19 protein-coding genes are annotated in these 26,019 nt (G+C 45.9%); 4 read left to right on the top strand and 15 right to left on the bottom strand.

What is annotated here, in order from left to right:
* Nucleotides 1-25: 25 nt before the first annotated feature.
* The 6 genes from ON006_RS16485 to ON006_RS16460 form a co-directional block, all read right to left on the bottom strand.
* Nucleotides 26-1,132, bottom strand: coding sequence for a bile acid:sodium symporter family protein (locus ON006_RS16485; RefSeq protein WP_244822822.1), 1,107 nt, complete (start codon nucleotides 1,130-1,132; stop codon nucleotides 26-28).
* Nucleotides 1,133-1,136: 4 nt separating this feature from the next.
* Nucleotides 1,137-2,069 carry an RraA family protein gene (locus tag ON006_RS16480; protein WP_244822823.1) on the bottom strand — a complete coding sequence of 311 codons (933 nt, stop codon included), beginning with the start codon at nucleotides 2,067-2,069 and terminating at the stop codon, nucleotides 1,137-1,139.
* Nucleotides 2,070-2,162: 93 nt separating this feature from the next.
* Nucleotides 2,163-3,434, bottom strand: coding sequence for an amidohydrolase/deacetylase family metallohydrolase (locus ON006_RS16475; protein ID WP_244822824.1), 1,272 nt, complete (start codon nucleotides 3,432-3,434; stop codon nucleotides 2,163-2,165).
* A gap of 205 nt (nucleotides 3,435-3,639) precedes the next feature.
* A complete protein-coding gene (locus ON006_RS16470; protein WP_244822825.1) occupies nucleotides 3,640-5,202 on the bottom strand; it encodes a SusD/RagB family nutrient-binding outer membrane lipoprotein in 1,563 nt (520 codons plus the stop codon).
* Nucleotides 5,203-5,223: 21 nt separating this feature from the next.
* Nucleotides 5,224-8,670: a SusC/RagA family TonB-linked outer membrane protein gene (locus tag ON006_RS16465; RefSeq protein WP_244822826.1), complete on the bottom strand. Its 3,447-nt coding sequence runs from the start codon at nucleotides 8,668-8,670 to the stop codon at nucleotides 5,224-5,226.
* A 211-nt stretch (nucleotides 8,671-8,881) separates the two neighbouring features.
* Nucleotides 8,882-9,982, bottom strand: a complete 1,101-nt coding sequence (locus ON006_RS16460; RefSeq protein WP_244822827.1) for a FecR family protein — start codon at nucleotides 9,980-9,982, stop codon at nucleotides 8,882-8,884.
* Between the two features lie 188 nt (nucleotides 9,983-10,170).
* On the opposite strand from ON006_RS16460, the gene ON006_RS16455 reads away from it, so the two are divergent.
* Nucleotides 10,171-10,773 (top strand): Crp/Fnr family transcriptional regulator, encoded by a 603-nt coding sequence (locus ON006_RS16455; protein ID WP_244822828.1) that lies wholly within the window; start codon nucleotides 10,171-10,173, stop codon nucleotides 10,771-10,773.
* A 15-nt stretch (nucleotides 10,774-10,788) separates the two neighbouring features.
* Here the strand turns inward: ON006_RS16455 and ON006_RS16450 are convergent, their stop codons facing one another.
* The gene (locus tag ON006_RS16450; protein ID WP_267609881.1) at nucleotides 10,789-11,955 is read right to left on the bottom strand and encodes an acyltransferase family protein; all 1,167 of its coding nucleotides are present in this window, start codon (nucleotides 11,953-11,955) and stop codon (nucleotides 10,789-10,791) included.
* A 232-nt stretch (nucleotides 11,956-12,187) separates the two neighbouring features.
* Here ON006_RS16450 and ON006_RS16445 point away from each other — a divergent pair, with 232 nt between their 5' ends.
* The 3 genes from ON006_RS16445 (at nucleotide 12,188) to ON006_RS16435 (ending at nucleotide 16,479) form a co-directional block, all read left to right on the top strand.
* Nucleotides 12,188-12,589, top strand: coding sequence for a hypothetical protein (locus ON006_RS16445; protein ID WP_244822830.1), 402 nt, complete (start codon nucleotides 12,188-12,190; stop codon nucleotides 12,587-12,589).
* A gap of 235 nt (nucleotides 12,590-12,824) precedes the next feature.
* Nucleotides 12,825-13,271, top strand: a complete 447-nt coding sequence (locus ON006_RS16440; RefSeq protein ID WP_244822831.1) for a hypothetical protein — start codon at nucleotides 12,825-12,827, stop codon at nucleotides 13,269-13,271.
* Nucleotides 13,272-13,431: 160 nt separating this feature from the next.
* Complete coding sequence (locus ON006_RS16435; RefSeq protein ID WP_244822832.1) at nucleotides 13,432-16,479, top strand: T9SS type A sorting domain-containing protein; 3,048 nt, start codon at nucleotides 13,432-13,434, stop codon at nucleotides 16,477-16,479.
* 39 nt (nucleotides 16,480-16,518) lie between these two features.
* Here ON006_RS16435 and ON006_RS16430 read toward each other — a convergent pair whose 3' ends face one another.
* The 8 genes from ON006_RS16430 to ON006_RS16395 form a co-directional block, all read right to left on the bottom strand.
* The gene (locus ON006_RS16430; RefSeq protein WP_244822833.1) at nucleotides 16,519-17,130 is read right to left on the bottom strand and encodes an RNA polymerase sigma factor; all 612 of its coding nucleotides are present in this window, start codon (nucleotides 17,128-17,130) and stop codon (nucleotides 16,519-16,521) included.
* Nucleotides 17,131-17,353: 223 nt separating this feature from the next.
* A complete protein-coding gene (locus ON006_RS16425) occupies nucleotides 17,354-17,824 on the bottom strand; it encodes a RidA family protein (RefSeq protein WP_244822834.1) in 471 nt (156 codons plus the stop codon).
* Nucleotides 17,825-17,856: 32 nt separating this feature from the next.
* The gene (locus ON006_RS16420; RefSeq protein ID WP_244822835.1) at nucleotides 17,857-19,338 is read right to left on the bottom strand and encodes a PQQ-dependent sugar dehydrogenase; all 1,482 of its coding nucleotides are present in this window, start codon (nucleotides 19,336-19,338) and stop codon (nucleotides 17,857-17,859) included.
* A 22-nt stretch (nucleotides 19,339-19,360) separates the two neighbouring features.
* Nucleotides 19,361-19,756: a c-type cytochrome gene (locus ON006_RS16415; RefSeq protein WP_244822836.1), complete on the bottom strand. Its 396-nt coding sequence runs from the start codon at nucleotides 19,754-19,756 to the stop codon at nucleotides 19,361-19,363.
* A 143-nt stretch (nucleotides 19,757-19,899) separates the two neighbouring features.
* Nucleotides 19,900-21,639 (bottom strand): PQQ-dependent sugar dehydrogenase, encoded by a 1,740-nt coding sequence (locus tag ON006_RS16410; RefSeq protein WP_244822837.1) that lies wholly within the window; start codon nucleotides 21,637-21,639, stop codon nucleotides 19,900-19,902.
* Between the two features lie 95 nt (nucleotides 21,640-21,734).
* On the bottom strand, nucleotides 21,735-22,985 hold the full coding sequence (locus ON006_RS16405; protein ID WP_244822838.1) for an amidohydrolase/deacetylase family metallohydrolase: 1,251 nt from the start codon (nucleotides 22,983-22,985) through the stop codon (nucleotides 21,735-21,737).
* A 46-nt stretch (nucleotides 22,986-23,031) separates the two neighbouring features.
* Entirely contained in the window at nucleotides 23,032-24,252 is a 1,221-nt protein-coding gene (locus tag ON006_RS16400) for an aminotransferase class V-fold PLP-dependent enzyme (RefSeq protein WP_244822839.1), read from the bottom strand.
* A 181-nt stretch (nucleotides 24,253-24,433) separates the two neighbouring features.
* Nucleotides 24,434-26,011 carry a SusD/RagB family nutrient-binding outer membrane lipoprotein gene (locus ON006_RS16395; RefSeq protein WP_244822840.1) on the bottom strand — a complete coding sequence of 526 codons (1,578 nt, stop codon included), beginning with the start codon at nucleotides 26,009-26,011 and terminating at the stop codon, nucleotides 24,434-24,436.
* Nucleotides 26,012-26,019: the final 8 nt, after the last annotated feature.

Genomic DNA, 26,019 nt, shown 5'->3' with positions numbered 1-26,019 from the left:
AGTCTTGTAGACTTACCAAGTCTTTCTAATGCGCACGCCCGGTCTCCACATAAGTCTCCTCATCGCCGGTAGGCTTGCCCTGCCACCAGGAGGCCAGTATCGATCCTGTAATGTTCATAAGCGGTCCGAAGATCGCGGGAGCGAGTCCTACGGTGGCCATTTTACCCATTTCTTTGGCGATACCGGAAGCTAATCCGCCATTTTGCATTCCGACTTCAATGGCAATGGTCCGGCAATCGCGCTCGCTCATTTTGAATAATCTCCCCGACCAGTAACCCAACGTGTAGCCCGACAAGTTGTGGATCAGCACTAACAGCAGTAATGTTGGCCCAATTGTAAGCAAACTATCGCGGCCGGCAGCAGTGATGATGACGATGATAAATGCAATGCCAGCCATAGAAACAAGCGGCATAGCGTCATCAAGCCATTTGGCTTTGCCGCTGAAAAATTTGTTGAACAACAATCCTGCGCCGATCGGGATGATCACCATTTTGATAATGTCCCACATCATATGCAATGTGTCAATTTGTACAAAAGCACCTGCTAGTGCGCTCATCAGCAATGGCGTAACTATCGGGGCCAGCATGGTAGAAATGGCTGTGATCGTAATGGACAAGGCAAGGTTTGCTTTGGCCAGGTAGGAGATCACATTGGAGGCCATACCGTTTGGCGAGCAGCCGATCAGAATAATTCCCGCTGCTATTTCAGGAGGAAAGCCGCTGAGATTGGCCAATGTATAACCAATGGTTGGCATAATGATAAAATGACTTACGACACCGATCAGCACACCTTTTGGCATTTTGACAACACCCACAAAATCCCCGAAACTCATCGAAGTACCCATTCCAAACATAATGATCTGGATCAGCGGGGTGATCAATATGGCCAGTTTAAAGTCGCCTACGGTCTGGAAATGTTGCGGATAGTAAAGTGCCGTGGTTACTGCGGCGAAAATGACGGTGGTATAAGTAAAACCTTTCAGCTTTTCATAACCCCTGAAACTGACGGCGAGTGCCAGAAAGAAACCGATAAAGAATGGACCGGCCTGTGGAAGGTTGCCCGATAATGCAAAATATAACGCTACCAGAAGGCATAATGCGGCAACACCAGAGAGGAGCTTGTAAATGTTCATATAATTACCAGGTTCTTTTTTTCATGTATTCGTCAAGCTCGGCGCGCTTCATTGGTATTTCCTTCGGATTGCCGTCCAGCCATTTCAGGAATGCTTCTTTTAGCTGGTCCGTCCATTGGTTATCGATCTGGCCGGGCGTGAATTTACCTTCTCTGAGCATTTGCAAAGCGAATTTGTCCCTTAATGTGAGGAACTCGGCGGTCAGGATCACTTTTTCGGCCATGTGGGCAGGAATGAAAATCACCCCTTCTTTTTTAGCCAAAACAATATCACCCGGCAACACAATGGCGCGGCCAATGCGGATAGGCGTGTTGATCCCGGTCAGGAAAACATCTTTCAGGAACGACGGGTCAAAATCTCTTACAAAAGCATTGAAACCAGGAATTTTAGAAAGACCTTCCAGATCGCGGACAGCCGCATCGAACACCACGCCATTGCCTGATTTAGTGAAAATAGATGTTGCCAAATTATCTCCGATCAATGTTCCGCTGGCGATTTTTCCAAAACCGTCGGCCACGTAAACATCACCTTTGGAAAGCATATCAATCGGCCAGGAATTGGTATTACCGAGTCTTCCATTTTTGTTTCCACGGTCCTTTACCAGTTTTTCCACATCGGGGCGGGAAGGCATAAACTGAGCGGTTAACGCGCGTCCGGTGATTACAATGTCGTCTTTCAGGATTTTCCAATTCCCGTCGAACTGGCAATTGTAGCCTTCATTTTGAAGCACTACCCATGCTTCTTCGATGGAGATATTTTTAGCGCGATTGATAAGCTCGTCCGACACCTTTGGACGACCGTCCGGGAAGCGTTCACCTTTCCATTCGGAGGTTAGGAACATCAATTCTTCTTTGGGTATTGTCTGTGATCTCGCGGTATTCGGAGCGCCCAGGCCTAGGGCGGCTAAGGCTATCAGGCCAAGAAACGGTACTCTCATAAACTCAGGATAAATTTAGCGGCTTTTATATAAGGCAAAAATGTATTGATTATCATGGATTTTTATGGAATATTAGATAGGCAATGGGTCCGACTATCTTCTCGACAGTACGAGCGGATTGGTAATGCCATTCAGGTCATACACCACCTTTCCGCCACGGATGGTCACTTCTGCTTCCAGTTTTTGTTTCCCCTGAATTTTGGTTCCGGTGTAATCCCAAAATCCAAATGTTCCGGTATCATTCAATTGAAATTTTCCGTCCAAAACTCGCAGAACGCTGACGTCGGCACGTGATCCAACAGACAGGTTACCAAGCTCTTCGCGGTGAATCGCTTGTGCAGGAGCCCAGGTGCTGGCCTTTATCACACTAGGCAGGTCCATGCCCATCGCCAGGAATTTGGACATAACATTGAGCATATCTTTCATCGCATTGTTCATGCTGCCTGTGTGAATATCGGTACTGATCGTACTGGGGTAAAAACCACTTTTCACGGCTGGAATGGCCTGCGAAAATGCGAAGCTGATCCCGCCGTAACCGACGTCGAACAGGATGCCTTTTTTGCGTGCCTCGTAAACGAACGGTTTGATCTTACCAGTTGCCACGTCCAGGATCGGTTCGCGGCTGTTGAGCTGGCCAAAGCAATGTGTGAAAATGTCGCCCGGGCGTAAATGTTTCATGAAAAGTTCTTCGATCGGTAACACCGGCGAGCTTCCGCCGAAATCGACCATGACCGGGATGTTGGCCAGTTTGCCGGCTTCTACCGCACGCTCGGTTGGCGTCCAGTTGTACCCATTGAAGTGAGCGAGTTTAATTCCTACTATATATTCAGGGTTTTCCTTCGCTACTTTCGCTGTGGCTGCGGCGTCCATATCTTCCACATTTTGTTCAAATGTGCCGCCGCGCATGCCTTCACCCACAATGTTGAGGAAAGCGAGTACCCGTGTTTTGGAAATATCAATGGTTTGTTTTTTGAAATCAGGAAATGACTTCCAGCCAGCACAACCCGCGTCTACCACAGTAGTAACGCCGGTACGGAACGTGAAGCCATCAGGGGGTAATGCATTGGGGCCATTGCTGTAAGTCCGGTCCATTTTTGTTCCGTAGAAGTTGTGCGAATGCATATCGATCAGGCCGGGCGTTACGAATAAGCCTTTGGCATTCACGACCTGTCGGCCTTCCTTGGGATCAATGTTTTTGGCCACCAGCATGATCGTGTCGCCTTTCAGGGCAACATCCATGATCTGGTTGATATTGTTTTTGGGGTCAATAACGTGTCCGCCTTTGATGACGACACTGTATTTCTGAGCATTGGCAAGGGTAACACTACAGAAAAGTGCGGCTGTAAATAATAATTTTCTGATCATGATATGGGATTAGGTTCTGAGGTATTCGGGCAAGACAATTTGCTGATTGGTATCAGCATTTATGATAAGACAGAAATTAGAATGAAATCACCTCACTCCGGTCTTTATTTTTTTCTTCTTTTTCAAAAAAACGATACGGATTGCTTGTTTGGGCAATCCGTATCTGATCAATTCAATTTAAACAAAAGCGATACAAAGGTTGCCCTTACTTATCCCACCACACTACGCTGGAAAGCGTATTGGTTCCACCCTGCCGGGTACGGGCCTCGTAGAAGTTCGCTTTGTTATAGTTTTCTTCCGAATCAGGGATCACAAAACGGGTAGGGATCTTGCCGCCGGTCAGGTTACCAGGATAGTTAGTGGGTGTCAACTTAGGATATCCGGTACGTCTCCAGTTAGAGAAGATCTCGTATTCGTCTTCCAGGAACAGGCTAAGCCATTTCTGTGTTCCGATCTGTTCCATTTTTTCAGCCAGTGTTCCGGCAGTTTTAAATGCATTGTCTTTGAGGTATGCTGCAATTTTAGCATCGGAAATGATACCTGCGTTGCCGAATAATGTCCATTGCTTCATCGCAGAAGTTACCGCAGCAGTGTATTCAGCTTCGGCAGTGGTACCGCTGTACCAGCCTCTCAACGCTGCTTCTGCTAACAGAAGATGTGCTTCGGCTGTTGTGAATACCAGTAATGGCGCGTTGTATTTCAGGATGGTGGCTGGGTTAGGCTCCGAGAAGGTATTAAAGTCACCTGGTAAGCTGTTGAATGCTGCATTTTGCATTCCTTTCTGCAATGCGGTAGTCGTATCAGCAGTGAAGCTTTTTCCGTCAGCCGAAGGTACCCATACGATTGAGATCACATTCAAACGCGGATCTTTGGTATTTTTCAAATGATCGATCAGCGTTTTGGCTAATTTTCCACCTTCTACGTTGTCACCACCTGGGTTAACATAGTCAGTGCTCATCAGACCGCTTGCGATAAAATTACGGCTGGCCGTGATAGATCCGTCTACATAAGCAATGGTAGCCATGTCTGAGTCGCTGGTAATCACGCCGCCGGCGATTGCCTTTTTAACCCAGGTTTCAGCCATAGCAGGATCGATTTCGGTCAGACGCATACCCAGGCGCAGCATCATTGAATAGCCAAATTTCTTCCATTTTGTCACATCTCCCCCATAAATCAGGTCAGAGTTGCCGAAAGTGGCTTTGCTCGCATCGAATGCTGCGATCGACTCTTCGATCTCTTTCAGCAGGTCTGCGTAGATTGATTGCTGCGTATCGTACTTCGGGGTAAAATTCTTGTCAGTAAGCGCTTTTCCTGCTTCTGAGTAAGGAATATCACCATACAAATCCGTCAATCTGTGATACAGATATGCTCTCCATATACGTGCTACTGACAGTTTGTTGACATTTTCAGGAGCAGTTTTAACCGCGCCGATTACTTGTTCAACGTCGATCACGGCACCTGCAGACGCAGGGTCACCGCCATACAATGCCCAGCTTCCGTTGGAGTAGCCATAATTGAAATACTTGTCACCAGCAGCGGGTACCTCTTTGTAGGTAGCAAAGTGCTGCATGGATTGACCAATCGTAAGATATGCAGCGCCAGTGTAGTTGTTGGCCACCGTTGTCAGCTGCGCCCTGGTGAAAAGGAAGCCAGGAACTACCTCGGTGGACGCATTGGGATTAACATTCATTTCCTCGAACCCATTGTCGCAGGAGGCTATGAAGAAGGCCATCGGGGCCAGATATAGTAGCTTTAAGTATTTTTTCATCTTCACTAAATATTTTAATGATTAAAATTTCACTTGCAGGTTCACACCGATGTTTCTGGTACGTGGTACACCGAATGCTTCCAGGCCCTGTGCGTTACCGTTGGTATAGCTGGACTCAGGATCGAAGTAATTGTTTCTCTTGTCTTTGTAGAGCAACAAAAGGTTACGTCCCACGAGCGAAAGCGAAGCAGATTGTATCTTGCCACCGAGTATCGACATTTTCGCAACAGGCAAATTGTAGCTGATGATCACTTGACGAAGCTTGATGAAATCATTGTTGAATACGAAAATACCTGTGTAGTTTTTGTCATTGTCATAGTAGGTATCTACGTCTTTTTTCTCCCAGGTTTTGGTAAAAGGAGCTCCCTCAGGCGTTACACCAGTCACAGTTACACCTGTTTCACGACCTGGAAGCGTTTCTTTCGGTAAGCCGAAACGATAGGCGTACTGGTACATGTTGGAATACACTACGCTTCCGAACTTGCCATCCACCAGAATGTTCAGAGAGAAGTTTTTGTATTTGAAGTTATTGGTGATACCCATTGTCCAAGGCGGGATACCATTGCCCAGTTTGGATAGGTCACCTCTTACCGCATAGCCGCTGGCTGTGTTGAAAACCGTATTGCCATTGGCGTCTTTCTTCTTGTTATAACCCCAAACTTCGCCATATGTACCGCCCACGTAGTTGTTGATGATACCGCCACCTACACCGGTTCCAATGGTAAGGCTTGGAAGCTTGTCGTCCAGCTTAATGATCTCACTTTTGTTATAAGCCATGTTATAGCTCACATCCCATGTGAAATCAGACGCTTTGATTGGTGTTCCGGTCAGCAAAATCTCAACCCCTTTGTTACTCAGCTCACCCAGGTTCAGCAAGGCAGATGTGTAACCCGAAGAAGCTGCAATGTTACTCTGAACGATATCATTGGTTGTTTTACGGTTGTATAACGTCACGTCAAGACCAGCACGGTTATGCAGGAATTTAGCTTCAAGACCTACCTCGTAAGTAGTGGAAGTCAATGGTCTCAGGTTTGGGTTAGGTACCAATGCTGAGCCCAGTTGTTGCACCGGACGACCATTGTGGCCACCCTGCGCCATGCTGTAACTTTGGTAGATCTGGTAAGCAGCTACGTTCGCGCCACCCACTTGTGCCCATGATCCGCGCAGTTTCGCGAAGCTTACTGCGGAAGGCAACTTGAACGCCTCTGAAAGGATCAGCGAGCCTCCGATTGCAGGGTAGAAAATGCTGTTGCTAGCCGTGTTCAGAACCGAGAACCAGTCCTGGCGGCCTGACATGGTGATATAAGCAAATCCTTTGTAACCCAAATCAACAGAACCGAACAATGAGTTGATACCGCTCTTTGTATAGGTAGGTATAGTCGTTGCCGTCGCGAGATTGGTAAAGCTGTAAAAACCCGGAATGGTAAACTCGGCACCTCTGAATTCGGTCTGGTCGTAAATGCTTCTCTGCATGTTACCACCCGCCAGCGCCGAGAAATTGAAATCGTCGGAGAAATCCTTGCTGTAATTCAGCGTCAACATTCCGTTGGTTTCCGAAGAAGTGATTTTCTTAGCTTCGTATTTTCCCAAAGGCTCGTAAGCATTGTTGGTAGGTACCACGAATTCGTAATTGAAGTTGTAGTAATCCTGGCTCACACTTCCTTTGATGAAGAAGTTGTCCAAAATGTCATACTTGACATTGGCCTGTCCCAAAAAACGGTTCTTACGGTCTTCGTTTTTGAATTTATTGATTACAAAATATGGGTTTGGCGCAGCAGGTACCGGGTTCCATTCTACTTCTTTGCCAGTAGTTGCATCGTAACCAGGTGAAAGGCTTCTGATGTCAACTGTATTAGCGATCAGGTAAGTAGCCCAGTGCGGGTTGTAGTCAGCATAACCTACTTTTGGACGGTTGTGACCATTTTCAATGTTGTATTGAACAACAGTTTCAATGCTCAGTTTTTTGCCCAGTTGTGCGTTCAGGTTAAGATTGGCAATTCTTCTGTTGAATGTAGAATTGGGCACAATGCTGGTTGCACTGGTATTGTTCAGGCCAAAACGAAAGTTAATAACCTCGTTACCACCTGTGAATGAGATGGAATTGATGTAGTTCTTTCCGGTACGGTAGAAATTTTTGAGATTGTTCTTCTGCGGGGAATAGGGGCGCATCTGGCCGTCGAACTGGATTACGTCGGTACCGTCCATTTTCGCTCCGTATGACAAGCGGCCCGAGCTTTTTGCCTGGGTTTGGGTGGTAGGTTTTACACCGTCCACTCCCTGTCCGTATTCGTATTGCCAGTCAGGAATGATGGAAAGGTTATCGACACTGAAATTACCATTGTACTCTACGCCGATGCCTTTTTGAGCACGTCCTTTTTTGGTGGTGATCAAAATAACACCATTGGATGCGCGGGCGCCATAAAGGGCCGCTGCCGGGCCACCTTTCAAAACACTGATCGATTCAATGTCGTCCGGGTTGATACCACCGATACCGTCACCACGGTCGGTGTTGTTACCATTACCATCCGATGCATTACCGCCACCCGGAACACTGTTGTCCATCGGCATACCATTGATCACGTACAAAGGCTGGTTGTTACCGCTCAAAGAGCCGTTACCGCGGATAATGATGCGGCTGGAACCGCCCGGGCCGGTTGACATACCGGTTGCGTTGACCCCTGCTATTTTACCTGTCAATGCATTGGCTACGTTGTTTTCACGTGCTTGTGTAAACTCGCTTCCTTTTACTTCCGTCACTGCATAAGCAAGTGCTTTCTTTTCTTTGGAAATACCCAAGGCCGTAACAACGATCTCGTTCAATGCCTTTGCTTCCGGCGCGAGCTGCACGTCGAGGGTAGTTTGAGTGCCCACAGTGATTTCCTGAGATGTATAACCTACAAAGCTGAATACGAGTACTGTGGATGCGACTTCCGCATCAGCAATATCCAGCGCATATTTTCCATCGGTGTCAGAAGAAGTACCGCGCTGGGTACCTTTTATCAAAATACTCACACCCGGCAAACCTGAGCCTGTTTCGTCCGTTACCTTACCGGTTACGTTACGTTTAGGGGCAATTTTGATGGCGGGAACCTCTTCTACAACCGGTGCCTGCTCACGTTTCAGGATAATGCGGTCCTGCACCACTTCATAAGTGACCTTATGTGGTGTAAGGATTTTGTTAAGTACTTCCGACAGCGCTTCTTCCTGGAATTTATAAGTCGATTTTTGTTTATTGAAAATCTGAGGGTTGTACATAAACTTAACCTTCGTAGTATTTTCAATCTTCTCCAATGCCTTGTCAATTTCGGAATTGGACAAACGCAACGTCACTTTTTGTTCTAAAACTCTTTGCCCGCGCACGTCATTTGCATGCACAAATGTGCTGACTGCGATGGAGAGTAGGGCTTGATACAGCGTAATGCGCATGATTTTCTGTAAAGCATGGTGAAATTGTACTCTTTTTGACATAATTTTGATTTTTGTCGGGTTAAAATTCGGCATAAATGATTCCCACGGCAGCCTCTATGGGTGCCGTTAAGCGTGAACAAGCGGGGGATTAAAATTGGAGGTCGGTGGTGTTGCAGCATCATCGACTTTTTTTAGGCAATTAGTAATAGATTCTATTCATAGGCGTCCTTTGAATTTTTTCTTAAAGTATTAGAGAAGAAGGAATTATCGTTTAGCAACCTTTGCTGTTAATAATGATACTGGCATCGAGCTGCTCGTACTGTGCGCCAATCGTCTTACAGATCAGATTGATTTTTTCAAACAACGGTTCGTCCGAAAGCGAGGCCGTCAGATAGCAATTTTGCATGACCTCGGCATCGAAAACAATTTTCACACCATAGGATTTTTCAAGCGCCGCAAATACTTCGGTAATAGGCGTTCCTTTGAATTCAAAGGACTGGCGCTGGATCGGTAGTTCCAGCAGCTTCGGGTCAGGTACCAGGCTGCGCGTAAGTCGCAACTCCTTGGGAGCGAAAACGATCTGCTGGTTCGGGGTCAGTACCATTCCGCCCAGTTTATCATCCGCGTGTTGTGTGGCCAATGCTTCCTTGGTCATTGGGAATACAGAAACTTTTCCGGTCTTCACCACCACTTTCACCTCACGGTCATCGTCAAATGCGCTCACCTTGAAGCTGGTACCGAGTACTTTGGTCGCGAGTGTATGTGCGTATACATAGAATGGTTTGTCCGGGTTTTTGGCAACTTCAAAAAACGCTTCCCCGTTCAGGAATACTTCACGTTTGTTGCCTGCAAATTTTCTGGGGTAAGTAATGCGGCTTTTGGGTTGCAACAGGATCGAGCTGCCGTCTTCCAGCAAAACCAGGCGTGCCTTGTCAGAAGTATTGTTTTCTTCCACCAAAGGTTCTGTGATCTGGCTAAGGATCACTTTGTATTGGTCCGACTGCTGCTGCGTCGCCGTTTGTTTGTTGAACAACCATGCTGCAAACATCAGTATCAGCACGGAGGCGGCCATATGGTACCAGTTAGGCCTGAAATGCAGCCATATCGATGATTTCTTAGCAGTTTTTTCGCCTATGGCGTGAGACAGGCGGTATATTTCGTTGGCAACTTCTTCGTCGGTGATCTGGTCAAACGCGGTTTCGGTCGAGGCCAGAAAATTTTGCGCCCTGGTCACGAGTTCCTGCTTGTCGGGGTTAAGTTCAAGCCATTCCGCCCACACAGTTTCCTCGGCAGGGTCGTTATAGAGCACCCAGCGTCTGAATGATGGATCGGCTGCTAGCTCCTCCGGAAGAAAATTGCGGTAATTCAGCATATCAGGCAAATAATAGTATGGCTAATTTTAATAAGGATGCGGAAACATTAGGTCAATACTCTTTTTTTGAAAATTATTTTTCGGAAATAACTTATACACCATTAATTTATAACTTGTGATACGGCATGCGTGCAATTTGTCGCTCGTCAGTATTTTAAGTTGTCGCAGAACAAGTTTTGGGAAATCCAATGAAGGTTACCGAGGAGATTAAGCCTTTGCAGAGACTGTTGGAGGCTTCGAAGTTTATGTTGTCGGATGAAGTAAAGGAGCGGTTTCAGCAGAACCTGAAAAGGTTTGTGATTCCGAAAGGCCGGGTTTTGGTTAACATCGGTCAGGTGAGCCCTTTCCTGTACTTCATTGAAAAGGGTGTAATGCGTACCTACTACGCCAGAGGATCGGAGGACATTACTTCGCTGCTTGTTTCGGACGGCGACATTGTTTGTATTGCGGAGAGCTTTCTATTGCAGACATTGTCCAATGAAGTTCTGGAAACATTGGAAGATACCATTGTTTATGCGATCTCTTACGACGCCTATCGTAAACTGGTAGAACAGGATTCTTATATGGCTACTTTGGCAGTCAAGCTACTGGAACAGCATCTCATCAATTTCACGGATCGGGTCAAAGTGTTCAAGTATCTGTCTGTGGAAGAGCGTATTACCTATTATGTCAATCAGCCCTCGTCGCTTTTCAGGCGTATTCCCGATCATTATATCGCCACTTACCTGGGTACCACGGCCGCTACATTCAGCAGGTGTTTGAAGTCAATTAATTTTGATAAAAAATCGTAATTGAAAGCCTTTCATTTACAAATATCTTCTTAAAAATGCATTCTTCCTGATCAAAATACTCACTGCCCAGCTCGCTGAAACGGACACGACAAACGTGATCAGAAACTTGACAAATGCCGGGAAGGGAGCTTCAAGTAACAGATATTGAGACCAGACTATAAATACATAATGCACCAGGTAAATCAGGTATGCATTATCGGAAAGAGAATTCCACCATTTTTTGGGAGTACTCACCGTGGCGCGGAACATGGTAATGAATGCAATACAGCTCAATGTACAGGAGGCAACGTAAATCGAGAAATAGATCAGGTATGCGACCAATTCTGAGAGTTGATTTTGCTTTACCATTTTGGTTAAAGTGGCAGGGAAAATAGTCAGAATGGTATAAGTCAATGCACTAAGGAATACCCACCATTTCCAGTTTCTGACCAAAGACGACGTGGGATTGAAAATGCTATCATTGAATGATGTGTTACCGATGGCAGTACCCAGGATGAAATATCCAAAATACATCAGAGCCCTGTTCAGCTGAAAATCAAATGGCCCGAAACCTGTCCAGTTACTGACTCCCAGCCAGAATGCAAAAGGCACATACAGAATGAAGGTGAACAAAAACCAGCCTAGTATGAATCCCAAAGGCTTTTTGCCCCAGTCTACATTGAAAAGCAATTCGCTGCTTTGCCACTTTTTTCGCAGCGAATAGATCAGTGCAAAGACAATATTGAAGACAAACAATACCCAGATAAACCATGGCGGACCAACAGGCCATTGTTCGACGAAGAAAAAGTCTTTGACATAAGCTGCTATATCATTACTGTCGTGGGCAACTTTGTAAGCGGGGAAGTAAGCCAGCAGGTTCAGCAATGTTCCGCCGAGCAGAAATGGAATCAAAAGTCTGTAAACCCTGTCTCTGCTGAAAGCCAGCGCACCTTTTTTCTGAATGCTTTTAAAGAGGAAAAGCCCGGCGATGAAGAACATCAACGACATGAAGAATACGTCATTGAAATTTTCAAAAATATCGAGGCCCACCCACCGCTGGCTGTCTACAATGGGGTTCGTGGAAGTAATGTAGGCCGTTTTATTAAAACTCGCGAAAGTGGTGTACGCGAGGGACGAATGATGGGCAATTACGAGAACGGTGATAAAAGATCGCAAATAGTCGATCCATAAAGTTCTGCTCACAGCTTTGTCCATCAAGAAGGGGGTTTGGTATGTAATAAAGTGACGCAAGATAGCGGCTCTGTTGCATTTACAGTATTATTTATTTGTAGCGGGGGGAAATAAACTGCCTGGGACTTTTACCGCCTAATCATTGCTTTGCCGATCGTTCATCTGATTGGCCAAGCCTCGAAGTATTTCTTTCTTTTGAAGAAGTAAGTTTTAGTGTTGGTCAAGAATAAAAAAAAACGGAATTATGAGGTTGATAAAATTGGTATTGACAATAGTGTTTGTGGTCTCAATAATGGGCTGCGGACCTTTGTTGAACAGGGAGACCGTTGTTTATGGATTAATTACAGATGACGATGGACAGCCTTTGGATAGCATTCCGGTTGGAATGTACGGCGGCAAGGGACTGTCGGCCTCGGGACGAATTGGTCAGGCCTATTCGAACAAGCAAGGCTTCTATGAGATAGAAGTTGATGTTTCTAAAGAATGGTGGAATGCGAGAGTTGGTGTCAATATGAATGATATGAAACTTTGGAAGTTGTATGAATCTTATGAATCTATTCGAAATCAAACGAAAAAAGGTAGTTCTGATGGTGGTGTTTCAATAGGATTGAGAACCCGGTACGATTTTAAACTTATCCGTAAATAATCATCGGGTATGCAAATATGCTTCCAAGATTTGCATGTAATAAACAAATTTCGATATCAAATTACATGGTAACGAATGCAGGAAATAGATGTTGGAACTGCCTCAAATTACCGTTGGGATACCAATCATTGCTATTTGATAATTTATGAAATTACTTGAAATAATTATTTTTATCTTGTTCAAAAAGAACCGGTAGGCTCTATATTTTTCCTTCATCCAAACTATAAATCTCTTAATGAAACACAAATCAAGAATGCCATATTTACAGAGGCAAACCAGATTGCTGCATTCGGCAGCACTCCTTTTCGGTTTGGCTTTTTTTCTTACCAGCTGCTTCCTTAAACAAGACCGGACAACCACGGTTTACGGGACGATTACTGATCAAAACGAGCAGCCTGTGGATAGCATTTTAGTATTGGCAAGTGGTCTCGAGTTTCTCAAATATGAGGATCTAAGGCAAGTTTATTCGAGTAAGGAGGGCAAATATGAGCTGGTGATAGATGTACCAAAGAAATTTAATTCAGTTGACATAGTAATTCCATTCGGTATTGATATAAATCCAAAATATCAGAATAACTATAAGGGTAATCATGTCCGTAAAAATGATGCAGCAACTAATAATTGCTGTATAGCCTCAATAGGAGAAAAGACCAAATATGATTTTCAATTGATCCCAAAATAATAAATTTTTTAACTTTTACACATACACTATAGTGAAACATTTCTTCGCTTGCGAAACGGGAAAACTATGTAGTTTTCTCCTACTTCTCCTTTGTTCTTTTTCCATAGTATCTGCACAGGATTACGAACAACAAAGGCAAGAAAAGCTAAACGGGCTTGACTTGTCCGGCCTCGGTAAAACCCTGTTCCTGAACGCAGGAGTAACCAGTCAAAATGAGGTCAATTATTTTAAAAACCTCTCACAGAGTAGCATACCAAAATACGAACCGGTTTCGTCGGAAGAATGGGTAAATCTTTATGAAAGATTGATGGATACCGATCTCAGACCGGTAAACGACCGTATACCGAATTTGGATCGGTTTGTTGAAACAGATCCGGCAAAGCTTACGAAAAGTAATATTGTCCCCATCGGCATCATGGATTTGGAAAGTATATACTTGACCGGTAAGCAGGTTGCTGATAATGAAGCGTTGAAAAAGACAGGAAAAACTGCCGACTTTTCAGCCTATGAAAAGACTCGCATCCTTTATGCGGCAGCATTGCAGGAAGACATTTATCAGGCAGATGTCTCATTCAGGATCAGTCCTGAGTTATATATTGCAAACCATGAGGACATAATCCAGGACGTTGAAATCGATTTCAATGACGGCAAAGGATTTAAAAACTACACGGTTTCAGAACAGCTCATACCCTATCACTTTGAATCCATTGGAGAACATTCTATCCGCATCCGATTAAAAACTGATAGCGCAATCTATCTTTTTGAAACCAAAGTCAACGTACGGCAACTTGAACGAATTAAACCTTATAAAGAGTTTCAGATAACGGCAAACCGGATATCAAAAGACACATTGAATCCGGATAAATCCAATCGAGCTATGCTCGTAGGCGGAGAAATAAGGATTATTCTTGGGTGTGATCAAATATTGGATAAAGTGATCATTGTTGCTGAGGGTTTTGATATAGGGCAGGATGTAACGTTGGACAAAATTGAAGCCAATTATAGAGGCCCCTTTACTCAGTATCTTACTGAGGGTTACGATTTGGTACTTCTGAATTACAATGATGGCCGCGCCGCCATACAGGATAATGCGCAGGTTTTAAAATCAGTTATACAGCAAATAAACGCAATTAAGCAGGGAGCGACACAATCCATTGTTATCGGTGAAAGCATGAGCGGGCTTGTTGCCAGGTGGGCACTCAGAGAAATGGAGAACAACGGACAAGTTCATAATGTTCGATTAATGTTATGTTATGATACCCCTCACCAAGGCGCAAATATACCGGTAGGACTCACACAACTTTTGCGGGAAGCAACCCCTAGCCTGCTGACCCAGGTTATTTTAAAGTTCCTTGCCAAAGGGTGGCGGAATTATTATCAAGCCATGGGTACTCCTGCGGCAAAACAGATGATGCTACATTGGGGTGGACATTTGACCGGAGGAGTGGGTAACAAAAGCCCTGATTTTGATACTTTCCGTACCCAGTTGCTGGCCTTGGGAAATGGGGGCTATCCTCAAAACTGCCGTAACATTGCAGTAATAAATGGTAGCAGGAATGCAGCTGATCGCGAGTTATTCGACGATTACAATTATGGGAGCCGCATATTACGAAGTTGGACACCATGGGCCTTACAGAATACAAATATCGACGTGCATACCAACCAACTCAACCAAAACACTAATGTGCTGCGGTTTGCAACTTGGGGCTTAATTTCAAAGGCAATTGGCATCAGTAGAAGTTACAGCAGTCCTTTGAATGACGATTTTCTTCCTGGTGGAAGGTCTTCTTTTTCTGTGCCAAACAAATTATTCGGAGATGGTAGAACGTTCTTTGAGTTTTGTTTTGTCCCTACTTTTAGTTCCATCGACTATCAGGGGCCAAGAACGACGCAGGCTGAACGTGAGTTGCTGAATGTAGCAGCAGTCAATGCGGCACAAACGCCATTTGCCGCTATTTATGGAGACAATGATAATACTGTTCATGTAAGAACTCGTGCCATTGACTGGGCCAACATTGGCCTTTCCGAAAACCTACTAACATTCATCCCAGCTTGCCCATCACTTCCAATCCCGCCAACGCCAACCATTTCCACCTACAACACCTGCTACCCATTCAGCGAAAAACGGACTACGGAAGACAACACTGCAAACATTACCGTGTCTCTTGTAACACCGTCCAATGGTCAGTACATACACAACTGGACCGTGCTGCCAACTCAACAAACATTTACTACCACAGGAGACCAAATTACTTTTCAGGCCGAGGATCCGGGTTCATACCAGGTAATTTGTGTCCGCACTTACCCAAATCGCAGAGATTTAGAGTCAAGTCATACGGTGACCTTTTTGGTTTCTGATTGCGGCAACGTCTCAGTAGTTCCTGAAAATCCTAACCCAAATCTGGTGGTCGACCCGGATATTGATATCACTGATATCTGGGAGGGGGATTTTCTGTTAACTACCCCATTACCGGATTCTTCGGCTGTATTTGCTCACTACCAGGGTACTCTTCCAGTCATTCTATACGCAACGACGCAGAATGGGGTCTTCATTTCAAGGGCAACATTGGAAACCAGCGGCATGTTTCCGGAATTTGCAGCATTGTTTGCTGAAACAGATCCGGGTCCGGCGCTCCCAGTGGTTTTATACGAGTTCAATGTAAGGGCTGCCGGGGCACCGGCCGAAGAGAAAATCGGAACGCCGACAACCGCCGCACCGACCGTCGGAGCGTTGCTTACATGGAGCACCGCTAGCGAAATCAATAGCGACCATTTTGAGATTGAAAAAAGCTACACCGGGAAGGATTGGGAAAAAATAGGCAGTATCCCTGCAAAAAAACGGAGTTCGGAAAAGATAGATTATTCCTATATCGATCAAAATCCCGTGTCCAATGTGATTTATTATCGTCTGAAAATGGTAGATACCGACGATACCTTTGCTTACAGCCGCATTCAGACCCTGAGATTTGATTGTCCGGACATTGTTTTGTATCCGAACCCGGTTGAAACTGGCAAGCAACTGCAATTACTTCTAAGTGACAGCAAGGTAAGAAACGTCAGCATCTATAATCTGGCCGGAAAACTCGTATTTGAATCTGATTCACCAACAGATCGCATCAGTATTCAGGACTTACCTGTAGGAAGATATATTTTACGCATTCGCCTGCAAGACGGAAGCGAGAATAGCCGGACATTTGTGAAGCGATAGCAGTTTGTCCGTTGGAATGGACGGACTTGCAAAAAAACTCTACCAAAAAAGAGGAATGATCAGTACCAGCAGATGACTGACGGTGTGCATCTGGGTTTTGAGGGAAGTTATCGCTTTAAAGAGCAGGTTAGCGACAGACTGGCGGTTTACCTGCATCAGGTCCGCGATCTGTTCATTGTCCATTCCTTCAAAATATTTAAGGAAAACCGCTTCCTTTTGGCGACGTGGCAGCTCGTTCAATGCGGCGCGGACCTTCACCTGATTTTCGCTGTACAGTTCATTTTGCTCAATTTCGGTTTCAATCGTCTGGTAGTCCGAAAGCTGGCCTATTTCGTCAATGTCGAGCAGAGAATGGGAAGCATTGTTGCGGCGGAATTCCTGAAGAAGCTGGTTACGCAGCGCTTTCAGAAAGTAAATGGTAACAAATTGAATATTGATGTTCTGACGCTTTTCCCAGATATGGATCAGCAGCTCCTGAATGGAATCTTTAATGAACTCTTTGTCGGTAGTAAAGTTGCAGGCGTAGTTGAAAAGAGTACGATATTGCTTGTCGGCGAGTTGGCAAAACGCGAGACTATCTCCGGCCTGTGCTTGTTGCCAGAGATTTAAAAGAATTGTATTCTCCTCAGCTATGCGTTGTCTCTTGTTCAAGGGCGGTCAGGTCAGATAACAAAGTAACTGTTAAATCATTACAAATAAAATATTAGTATGACTTTATTTTATTTGGAAGAATTTAATGCTGAAAAATTGCATTATACCGGAATATTAGTTTGTGATTTGCAGGCTAGCAGTTTGTCTTGGAGCGCAGTCGAAGCATAGTGCACTATGCTTCGACCGCCCGGCGGCCCGGTCCGCTCAGCATGACAAGGCGATACTAGATATAAGCAATACAGTCAATCTCCACCAGCGAGTCGCCTGGTACGCCGCCGTAGACTGCTACAGTGGTGCGGCATGGTGGCTTGCTTCCGAAGCGGCCTTTGTATGCTTCGTTCATTGCTTTGTAATCGTTCAGGTCGTGCAGGAACACGCTGCATTTCAATACTTTTTCCATCGATGAACCCGCTTTGATCAACTCTTTTTCAAGTTCGTCCAGTACGTGTTTGGTATGGGCAGTAATGTCACCTTCAAAGTGGGCGCCTTTTCCGGCTACGAACACCATATTGTTGAATTTGGTATGGCCAGAAAACAAAGGCACATCCTGGTACATTACCACGTCACCCACTTCTTTTACGGGAGCCGCTGCGGGAGCTATTTCTGCTACTGCTTTGGAAGCTGCTCCAAGGCCTACTACACCTGCTGCTGAGGCGAATAATTTTTTAAGAATCGATCTTCTTTCGGATTTCATGTTGGTATAATTAAGTTATTGAAATATGTACATTATGATCTTTTTTTCTTGCTCTTCTTAGTCATCTTTTCGTTGGCAGGCAGGTTAACTTTCCAGATGCCGCCACCCGCTTTGTTACCGCCTTGCTTACCGCCGTATTCAATGATATATAGGGTACTACCTACCAATAATGCATCGGTAGGGGCCGTAAAGCCCTCAATGATCCGGGTTGTTTTGACTTTATAATTATCGGTTGCCTTGTCGTAGATCATGTCCAGGTGCAGCAGGTCTTTGCCCTGTCTTCTCAGCGGATTCGGATTAACAACCCCGTTTCTTGGCCCTCCTGTGTACCGGATCACAAATCCATCTCCGGCGAGGTCTTTGCCCAATGCCTTATTAGTGTCAAAAAACAGAGCGAGGGGCGATGAATGTGCATTGAATGTTCCCACTGTCACGCCGGTCGTGTCACCATCCATCACCACACCGGTTTTTCTGTCGCGGTATTCGTTAGCATCCGGGCCCAGGTTCTGAACGGACGGGGTGAATGTGACGCCTGCTGGCCTTTTCGGAAAATCCGGATCATTGTGAAAATACTTCATCAGCCATGCAAATGCAAATTTGCTTAAAAAAGGATCTTTTTCAGGATCTGGCTGGAAATCCGGGAACTGCTGCGGGTTTTCAATGCCGCCCATAATCCAGGGAAAACCATAATGATGGCCTTGTCTCACCCAAAACATATCTTCGGGATGGTCATAATCACCTGAGTTGGAAACTGCAAACAAATTTCCTTTCGGATCAAAAGCCATATCGTAGGCATTGCGGATACCTTCTGCGTACAAATAGCCATCTGCTTTCAGTTTAGGGACGTCGGTAGACAGTAACAAATCTTTTGCGTCGATCGGGAAGCGGAAAATGTTGGCAGTAAGGGCATTATCACGGGCATTCGGATATTCGCCACCATTGTCCTGCACCTCGCCGTGATCGGTTCGGGCACCGGTGTTCACGAAAATGTACTTTCCGTCGGGGCTGATCTCCAATGCATTCCAGCCGTGATCGAAAGTGGTTTTATTGGCGCCATATTCGACGGTATTGAAAACGACGGTCATTTCCGGTTTTTCCACACCGCTTTTCATCTCATAACGGACCATGCGGCCTTTATTTCCTTTGTTATTATTCACACTGACATTTCCGGCGAGAAAGAGGGTATTGCCATGAAACGCAGCTCCTTGCAAACGTGGGATACCATGATCTTCCACCGAAAGGATCTTCTTGCTTTCCGGTTTTCCGTCCACGGTCACAATTTTTAAAACGTCACCAAAGAATGTCGTGTAGTAAATTTCACCGGTCAATGGATGTTGAATGATGCGGACAGCTTCGGGCTCTACCTTCATGTAGTACTCGATCGTGATATCGTCGCGGAGCGCTTTGGGCGTGGTGGCTACGGCTTCTTTCGTTTGCGCGGAAACCTGAAGTGAGATGCCCAGGGCAAGCGCAGCAGTAATCCCTGATTTCAAAATGCGGCTAAAATGTGACATGGTATGGTTTAGGAGTTCAGGATTACTCAGTTTTGCCCAAATGACGAATGTAAGCCACGAGCTGCCATCTTTGTTCGTCGGTAAATACGTCCTTAAAAGGTGGCATATTACCTCTTCCGGTCGACATTTTCCAGAAAAGCGAGCCGTCGCTCTGTGCTTTTACCAGCGTATCGTGGAAATTGGCAGGTTTTTGTCCCAATGCGCCTCCGGCTGCCCCGTCTCCATAACCGCCGTCACCATGACAGGATGCGCAGTACAACGTAAACAACTCTTCGCCCTGGGCGAGTGTGAGTGGTTCATCATGATAAGGACTCTTCAAAGTGTCGGCCCAAGCCGGCGCCTTCCACGGGTCCTGATTATTCAAATGGTAATCATTCTTGCCAACAGAAGAAAACCCTGCCCCGGAAAGAATGATCATACTTGCGGCTAATAGTTTACTTTTTAACATTCAATGTATTGAAAAATGATATGGATTTGTGCCATTCTCCCTCCAACCTCTTAAAGGAACACTCAATTGCCGGAGAGTAATATCCGCTTAAACAGGTTGGAAGGAGAAAAGCATTATTTCAAACTATCGAGCGACGCCCGGAATTTAGTAACTTCTTCTGTGCTCACCGGGCCTGCCGTATTCCCGAAATTGCTCCGGATATGGGTCAGTACTTCCGAAATTTCTTCGTCCTTCAAAAAGCTGTGCTGCGGCATTACATTGTTATACGACTGGCCTTTGACATCAATAGGGCCTTCCAATCCTTTCAATACCACCTTGATCAGTCGCTCCTTATCACCCGTCACCCAGTCGGCGCCGCCCAGCGGAGGAAAACGTTGCGAATCTCCCATACCGTTACGTTGGTGGCAAGCCGCGCAATACACGGAATACACTTTACCGCCTGCTACGGGTTTGTCTTTATCCAGATTATCATTGACAAAATCAGGGGTACGGATATGTGTCAGCGATTTTCTTTGCTCCATTTTGGCAAGAGCAGCTTTTGCAAACTTCTTCTTATTGCCTTTGTAAGTCACTTTCCAGATCTTGCCTTTTTCAGTTTCAGCAATGTAGATAGAACCGTCCGGGCCCATTGCGATACCCATTGGGCGGTATACTGCGTCGCTTACATTCACAATCGGGTCGATACCTGCAAAACCGTCCGCAAAAACTTCATAAGGCCCGGATGGCTGGCCGTTTTTGAATGGAACAAAACCAATGAAGTAACTCGACTGCGGGTAAGGAGCGCGATTGGTAGAGCCGTGGAAAGCAATGAATGAACCGTTTTTATAATGGTCAGGCAGCTGATTTCCCTGGTAAAAAAGAATGTCGTTGGGTGCCCAATGGCCGGGAAAACCGATCAATGGTTTTTCGTACTGATCGCAGTCGCCCACTATTTTGCCGTCACCGCCATATTCCGGGTTTAGTACCTTTTTGCTTTGCATCTGGTCCCAGTAGCAGTAAGGCCAGCCCGCGTGCGTTCCTTCTTTGATCCGTAAAAACTCCTCAGAAGGTAGCATAGCGCTTTGCCAGCCATTATAAAGCTGCGGCCACAGGCGTAACAAATCATCGCGGCCGTGTTGAACTGCATATAAATTATTATCCGCAAAATTCCAGTCCAGGGCGACCACACTGCGAAGGCCGGTGGCAAATTTCATACCGTCTTTCTGATGCTGACCGACTTTATTAGCGTCAAACTTCCAGATACCGCCGTGATCTTCGAGGATAGGGCAGGGTGTCATTCCTTTGGAACCCGGTGTACGGTTTTGCTCCTGGCATGCATTGGAATTGGCACCGAAAGGAACATACATGAAACCATTGTTATCGAATGTCAATGGCTTCGCAATGTGCTCGTGCATCCCGTGCGGGTGGTCGTCGGTCAGGATCACCTCTTCCGCGCTTTCAGGAACAAGCTGGCCGGGCGTTAGTTTGTAACGGTACACTACCAGCTCGGAACTGAAATATAAATATCCTTTGTAAATACGCATTGCGGTACCGTACGCCCGTTCCTTGGCAGCACCGCCAAAACGCTTGATGATATCCGCACGGCCATCATTATTCGTATCCCGCAATGCTATGACCGATTCGCCTTTATCTGCAAACCGCGCTTTGACGTAAATATCACCATTGTCATTGATCGCCAAATGACGCGCACGGCCCGGCAAGCTGTCGACAACAACAGTAGCTTCAAATCCATCCGGTAAAAACAAACCACCGTTCTTGGTATTAACTGGTTTATCGTCCTGATCGGATTGCGTAAAGCCCAGCGCAAACAGCATCAGGAGCGAAGCAGACCATTTTAAGCTTTTTATGTTCATTGGTTAAAGAGGGGTTTAGTATGGCTTTCGGCTTTCGGCCGTCGGCTTTCGTTTTTTTGACAATTCTTGACCGCCGATAGCCGAAAGCCGACAGCTCATTTCAAATATATCGGCTTCGCAATTCCATTTAAATCATACACAATCTTGCCCCCCATAATCGTCATTTCACATTCCAGTTTTTCCTTACCTTCCATTTTATATCCGGTCTTGTCATAAAAACCGAAGTTGCCTTTTCTCATTGAAAAAATGGCAACATCTGCTATTGCGTTTTCAGAAATATGGCCCAGATTTTCGCGGTGAATAACCTGTGCCGGAGCCCAGGTACTGGCCTTGATCACTGACGGAAGGTCCATACCCATGACGTAAAACTTAGACATAATGCTCAGCATATCCTTCATCGAGCCATTCATACTGCCCGTGTGGAGGTCGGTGCTGATGGTATTGGGATAAAATCCTGCTTTGATCGCCGGAATAGCCTGTGAATAATTGAAACTCGCCCCGCCATAGCCTACATCAAAAATGATCCCTTTTTTCCGTGCCTCGTAAACGAATGGTTTTACTTTCTGAGTCGATTCGTCCACGATCGTTTCGCGTACATTGCCTTCGAGTAATGTATATGCGTGTGTAAAAATGTCGCCCGGACGAAGGTGTTTCATAAACAGTTCTTCGAGCGGAAGCGGAGGGTTATTTCCTCCAAAATCAATCATAACCGGCATATTGGCCAGTTTACCAGCTTTTACAGCATTGTCAACCGGTTTCCAATCATTGCCGATAAAATGCGCGACTTTGAAACCGACTATGTCATTTTTGTTTTTAATGGCAACTCCCGCAGCCAGGTCGGGGTTCATATCACTGGTGTCCTGCTCGTAATTGCCTCCGCGCATACCTTCACCCACAATGTTGAGGAATGATAGTACCCGCGTTTTGGAATTGAAAATCACGTTCTTTTTGAATTCGGAGAAAGAATCCCAGCCGGCGCCGCCTGCGTCCACAATGGTGGTAACGCCTACGCGGAAAGTGAAGCCGTCGGGTGGCAACGCGACCAAACCATTACTCAGGTAATGGTTTGGCTCGGTGCCGAAAAACACATGTCCATGGATATCGATCAGTCCCGGTGTGACGTACATCCCTTTGGCGTCCACGACCTGGCGGGCTTCCTTCGGATCAATGTCCCTGGCAACCTTTTTGATCTTCCCTTCGAATATGCCCACATCCATGACCTGGTTGAGGTTATTCTTAGGGTCAATGACCGTTCCGCCTTTGATCAGTACACTATAAGTTTGCGCATTTGAAACAAAACATTGCAAACACACCAGAAGAAGGATAGCGATAAACTTGTGTCTCATTTTTAAGAAAAAGTAGGGCTTAGGAATAGCATTCTACTGTACATATTTAAACTACTGCTTTCGACAGTTCTTCTTTCAATCTGGACGCTACAATTTTCTCCTCGCCCGATTTGAGCATCCAGGCAGTGATAGTCAGGGAATTATTTTCCGCTGGCATAATTTCAATCGACGGGTTTCCCTTGCGTAAATTCTCTTGCAATACTTTCACCGCAATGCTTACTTTCGCAGGGTCCCACGACACTTTTAACGTAGGCGTGTGGTTACCCAATTCCGGAACCGTCACATTGGTGGTCACGCCGTTCACACTTTTGGCTGCATTAGCAATGTGATTAATGCGGTCTTCCCAGGTCTTCCATTCTTTTTTGTGGTCCATTTTAACGAAGTTGTCCAGCGCGACATACATGCCCAGGATTTCTTCCTTGTTCACTTTCATACCACGACCGATCGTCGATCCGCGGGGAGGCATGCTCAGTCTTGCAGCGTCGATCAGGTGTTTTTTACCCATCAAAATTCCAGCGCTCTGAGGTCCGCGCATGGCTTTTCCTCCTGAAACACAAACCAGGTCAAAACCCATGTCATTGAATTTCCAGAGGTTTTCTACCGGCGGAACGTCAGCAGCCATGTCGATCATGGTAGGTATGCCGTTCTTTTTGCCGATTTCAACAAACTTCTCATGCATTACCTGCCCTTTGTCGGACTGAATGTTAAGGAACCAAAGCATGGCAGTTTTTTCATTGATCGCTTTTTCAAGTTCTTCCAGCGTCTCCACCTGGATGATTTTACAACCCGTATTGGTCAATGCATGCGAGTAACCGATATTATGTCCTTTCTGGATAATAACTTCCGATTTCATGCCGGTACCTTCCAAATGCGGTAATGCTTCCACTTTTTTCTGGTCCATCCCGGTCAGCACGCCTGCAAGTCCCAATGTCAATGCTGAAAAACAACCTGCGGTAACGACAGCAGCTTCTGCATGGGTAAGTGCCGCGATTTTTTCTCCAACTTTGGTCTGGACTTCATCCAGCATCATAAAATCTTTGGCAGCCCCCTGAATCGTTTCGACCACTTCGTCCTGCATGAGCGATCCGGTCATCATCGTGTAGGTACCCGCGGCATTAATAAAAGTACGGATGCCTAGTTCTTTGGCCAGGTTCCTGACGGGAAGTTTGGCGACAAAGCTGGCCGGTTCAAGGCCGCTTTGTCCCAAGAAACCTCCGATGAGGGGAAATGTGGATAAATGCTTGATTAAATCTCTACGGTTTATCATAACGGTTACAGGGCTTAGTAAATGAGATAAAGGCTTTTCAAAATAACTTTGACTGAATAACAGAGAAAGGATGCAGGAAATATCTACCAATACTCTGTTTGCTAAGATTATTTTTTTTAATACTCGAAATTTAAAAAATAAAGTTTGGTCATTGTTGATTTTGAAGGCTTTTTATTCCGTATCAATCTATATCCCACCAGATCGGTGTCGCGGCGCTGTCTTTCCCACCCAGGTAAGCAGCTACTGCGGCTTTCACTGCTTCCCCGCCTGAGTTCGTCACGGCAGAAGGGTAGGTCAAACGTTTGATGAATGTGCCTGCTGGCAAATCCGGATTTTTGGTCACCGCCACCGGGTACAGTTTCGGGTAACCCGTTCTTCTGAACTCCGACCAGGCTTCCGTTCCTTCGGGATACAATGCGATCCATTTCTGGGTTATGATGCGTTCCAGCTTGGTTTCGAAGTTATCGGCCTCATTCCATTTTACAGTGATCTGCGTCATGGCCGGAGCATTGTTGGCTGTATTTTTGGGGTCGACGTAAGGAATCTGAGTGGAAGTACCGGTCAGATATCCTTCAACACCGCTCGCGCCATTCGCTTTGAAAGAGGCCTTGATGCCTTCTTCATAAAAGTACTGAGCGGTTCCGCCCATATTCCATCCTCGCAGTGCGCCTTCGGCTTTCAAAAAATAGCTTTCGGCCACATCCACCTGCTTCACGGGAGCAGTAGTCGTTACATTGGGTAGAGAATAAAACTGGTACCTGGTTTTGGCCGGACGTTCGGAACCAGCGCGGATACCTTTGATCTGCCCGACTACATCAGGATCAGTGGCAGCCACGGCATAAACCGGCAAACGAGGATCTGCAAATCCTTTGAGGAATGTCTCAACCGCCGCCGACATGCGCGTGTCCGACCATGCATTGGCCATGGTATAATATGGATTGGTAGTCGTTGGTACAATGGAAAAACCAACGTCTGTCAGCAAGCCGCCATTGGCTGGGTCCACTGCTTTTTCTGCTTCTGTTTTCGCCTGGGCAGGTTTTACTTTTGAAATACGGATAGCCAGGCGCAATTTGATGGTGTTGGCCAGTTTGATCCAGCTCGTATATTCTCCCAATAATGAAGACTTGTCCCATTTGAGGAAACGAGCCTTGTCTGCATTCGGGTTGGCGGTTTCTGCGGCTTTCAATGCAGTCACGGCTTTGTCGAGATCTGCAAAAAAAGCAGTGTACGCTTCTTCTTCTGAGTCGAATGTTACCTGTGCGGAGGTTCCGTATTTGGTATAAGGATAAGGCCCGAATGTATCCACGAGGCGATGCGCGGCGGTTACCTTGATGATCAGGGCAATGGCGTACAAATCAGGATATTTGGTTTCGTAACCTTTTTTCCACATTTGCAGCCATTGGTCCATCACGTTCTGGGTGGATGTATTCCATGCAGTGTTGTTCCAGCCGTCCACCATGAAGTACGTAGTCGTATTTTCATTGTTCAGGAACGGGGTAGGGGTTTCCAGGTAGCCTGCAAATGATTCTGCCTGCAAATTTTGCTGGGTTTGTACCGCGGTAGTGGTAGCCACGATGCGGTTCATCATCAGGGGAAGTAATATTCCGCCTTCGTTTGCGTCCTGCACCAGGTCTTCGTCAGTGATCAGTTTGTCGTCCTGGTTCAGGGTCTGCATATAGTCTGTACAAGAGGTGGCTACGGAAAGCAGGCAGCCCAATGCCAGCACGCTGAATTTATGTTTATCGAGGAAAAATTTCATTGGAATGA

This window comes from Dyadobacter pollutisoli, assembly GCF_026625565.1.
Taxonomy (GTDB): Bacteria; Bacteroidota; Bacteroidia; order Cytophagales; family Spirosomataceae; genus Dyadobacter; species Dyadobacter pollutisoli.
Note: the sequence above shows the minus strand (reverse complement) of the source record. Positions and strands in the feature narration are given on the sequence as shown.